3 protein-coding genes and 1 pseudogene are annotated in these 3,430 nt (G+C 35.1%); all 4 read right to left on the bottom strand.

Going from position 1 to position 3,430, the window contains the following annotated elements; translation table 11 throughout:
- Positions 1-214 precede the first annotated feature (214 nt).
- On the bottom strand, positions 215-958 hold the full coding sequence (locus SINDD18_RS03205) for a CPBP family intramembrane glutamic endopeptidase (protein WP_061863047.1): 744 nt from the start codon (positions 956-958) through the stop codon (positions 215-217).
- A 61-nt stretch (positions 959-1,019) separates the two neighbouring features.
- Positions 1,020-2,570 carry a ClC family H(+)/Cl(-) exchange transporter gene (locus SINDD18_RS03200; protein ID WP_061863046.1) on the bottom strand — a complete coding sequence of 517 codons (1,551 nt, stop codon included), beginning with the start codon at positions 2,568-2,570 and terminating at the stop codon, positions 1,020-1,022.
- 15 nt (positions 2,571-2,585) lie between these two features.
- Positions 2,586-3,365 carry a ribonuclease HII gene (locus tag SINDD18_RS03195; RefSeq protein WP_061863235.1) on the bottom strand — a complete coding sequence of 260 codons (780 nt, stop codon included), beginning with the start codon at positions 3,363-3,365 and terminating at the stop codon, positions 2,586-2,588.
- A pseudogene (locus SINDD18_RS11650) lies at positions 3,352-3,430 on the bottom strand (GTPase YlqF); the annotation flags it as partial. The pseudogene SINDD18_RS11650 and the gene SINDD18_RS03195, both read right to left, overlap by 14 nt.

The following is a 3,430-nucleotide window of genomic DNA, read 5'->3' as shown; positions in this document are numbered from 1 at the left end:
ACCAAAAATTTTTTAGTTTTTCTTTTAATTAATTTATTATGATTAAAATTTTTTATACTTTTTGCTAAATGCTCCTCCGTCGATCTTCAACTCTAGTAAATGTAATTCAAGTAAAATTTGATTCTTATTATCTATCATAAAAACCAAATCAAATTTGATTTGGTTTTGGAGTTTTATATTTCATTTTATTAAAATGAATAGTTAACCAATACAATCAGTTACGACTATACTCTTCTTTTCTATTCATTACCATATAGCATGATACTAAGATGACGAAGATTTTGATTAAGTAAGTTTCGTATTGATTAGTATCTATGGTTAGTTGAGACAAGACATTAATAATTGAATGAGTCATTACACAAATCCAGAGATTGTTTGTTTTAATATATAGTGCTGATAGTATGAAAGAATTTGTCAGTAATCCAATTAAAAACGGCGTCAATTGTAATATTGCCAGAGAACCATCTATGTAAAAGTACAACAGATGCCAAATAGCCCAACTAAAAAAGGTTAAGATTGTTGAGAGAAAATACGGCAAATGTTCTTGTAAAATTGGTTGAAATACATATCGCCATCCAATCTCTTCTATCCCTCCAAATAAAATAAATTTGAAGAACATCAAAAAAGGGAGATACCAGCTAAATTCTATCATTTTCCCACCAAACAATATGAAAGAAAAATCAAATATAATTAGGAAGAAAGATAATAAATAGTGTTTATAACTAGTATGAATGTTAAAAAAATCTTTTAAAATCTTCTTAAAATGAATATGAAAATATCGATTAGCAACAATTATTCCCCAAAGAGCTGAAGAAATTCCACCTAGAATGATTCCTGAAATAGTTAATACATTAGACTGAACAGAATAACGATTCAATAGAAAGAAAACTAGACAAACTGATACTAATTGGATAAATGTTCCTAGCAAATATACCAAAATTGCCTTATTTTTTTTCATAGAGAAACCTTTCAAAATTTATTATAACTTTTCGTAATAAAAATTATGTAAAATAATACTTCTATAAAAGCAAATCTTTTACTTTTCCAATTTCACTTTTTGGAATTACGAGATGAATCATATCACCTAGATACATTCTTGTTGATCCATTAACTGTCTTACTTTTACCGTTATGTACCTGGGTTGTGATAAGTACGTTATGTGGTAAATTGAGTTCATGTACCTGCTTACCAGCTATCTTATCAGAAACTGGGATTTCTATTAGTGTAACTTCTCCATCATCAGTTGCTGATTCAGGTAGCATTTTTTCTAGCATGGCTTCATAGACAGGCGCTCCTTTGAGCAAATCCATGACAATATAGGCAACTAGGGTCACCATCCCTAAAGGCATGAGGTTTCGGATATCACCAACCATTTCCGTCACAAGAATCATTGCTGTCAAAGGTGCTTTTGAGATAGCCCCAAAATAACCACTCATTCCAAGAATCACAAAGATAGGAAATTGCTGTTGGCTAACAAGGCCAAGATTGACACAAATAACACCGACTAGAGCACCAAGTAAGGATCCTAAAGCTAAAATTGGTAAGAAAATACCACCTGGTAGTCCACTTCCATAACTGATCATGCTCCAGATAAAGCGAATGATGAAGTAAAGAAAGAGAATTTTAAAACTAAAATCCTGTTCTGTTAAGGATAAAATAACTTGATTTCCGCCACCAAGTATTTGTGGTAGGAAGATTCCTACTGGAATGATAAGAAGAAAGGCTAGAATAGGATAATAGGCCTTATCCAGATGAATCTTTTGACCAATCCAATCATATACTTTTCCGATATTCAGAACGGCTTTCTCATATAGATATCCAGAAACTCCAAGAAATATCCCCATCACCAAATAAATCCAATATTGACTCAAACTCATTTGAGGAATATTATCAGGCATATCAAGCACAGGTGTTAAGCCAAAGATGAGAAGGGAGACAAAGTTTGCTACTAGACTTGCAGCCAAGGTAGAAACCCAGAAGAATCGTGAAAAATGGTGATAGACTTCTTCTACTACAAATAATAACCCCGCAATAGGTGCATTAAAGGCTGCAGCAAGTCCAGCAGCTGCTCCGCTAGCAATCAAAGAACGCTCCTCAACAGGGCTAGACTTGAGCCATTTAGCAATTCCTTTCCCTCCAGCGGCACCTAGCTGAATACTGGGACCTTCACGGCCTAACATGAGTCCACTAGCAATGGCCAAGATACCTAGAATGTATTTCTTCCAGAGGACACTCCACCAGTTGAGAGACATGAGACCTTTTAACTCCGCTTCAACTTGAGGAATACCAGAACCTTTGATATCTTTTTCTGAACGTGTTAATTTAGCACTAAGCCAGCATATAAAAAGATAAAGAAGGAAAATAATCAATAGATTCCGTATCAGATTTTCTTGGTCTTGATAAAAACCTTGAACGATATGAAAGCCTTTTTCGATCAAAAATCGAAATGATCCTACAATAATTCCTACGACTAATCCGACAATAATACCTCGTCCTACTTGAGCTAAGATCGTACTGGACGCGAAAGCAAATTCTTTCTTGGAACTAAGTATTTCCGATTGTTCCTCCATAATTCTCTCCTTTAATTATCTTTTACTAATTTCTGAAACGATCGTTTTAATCGGTTCAAAACTGGTGCGATGAATAGGTGTGACACCGTGCTTTTCAATTCCTTCTAGATGCTTAGCAGTTCCATAGCCAGCATTTTGAGCAAAATCATAGCCTGGAAATTCTTGGTCATAGTTAGCCATGATCTTATCCCTGGTAACTTTAGCTATAATCGATGCTGCTGCAATAGATAAGGAGTTGGCATCTCCTTTGATGATGGATGTCTGAGAAATCGGCAAGTCCAACTTCATAGCATCAATCAAGAGGTGCTCTGGCTGAGGCTCAAGCTGAAAAATAGCTTCTTTCATTGCTAGTTTAGTTGCTTCATAGATATTGACTTGATCAATGACATGATTGTCCATAATCCCGATACCGATTGCTAGGGCATTCTCTTTGACAGCCTGAAAAATCTCCTCGTGTTTTTTCTTAGGAATTTTTTTGCTGTCATTTAAACCTTTAATTTTACAATTTTGAGGTAAAATCACTGCAGCAGCCACCACTGGACCAGCTAGCGGACCACGTCCAACCTCATCTACACCTGCAATTAGGTTAATCCCTTGAACGTAAAGTTCTTTTTCATAGCGAAGCATGGCTTCTAAGCGGAGATTTTCATCAATTTCAGCTTGAATAGCTTTCTTACGCTTTTCAAGCTCCTTGTGTACACCTGAACGAGAATCTTTTTCAAATTCCTTAAACAAGGGACTTTCAAGATCAGTTATCTTTGCTAATGCTTCTTTGATTTCTTTAATCGTTGCCATTGAGATCATCCAATGTATCTAAGGTATAGTTACCAAGTTTTCCATCACGAACTTCTTTGACAAAG

It is taken from the genome of Streptococcus infantis (assembly GCF_001579645.1).
Classification (GTDB): domain Bacteria; phylum Bacillota; class Bacilli; order Lactobacillales; family Streptococcaceae; genus Streptococcus; species Streptococcus infantis_E.
Note: the sequence above shows the minus strand (reverse complement) of the source record. Positions and strands in the feature narration are given on the sequence as shown.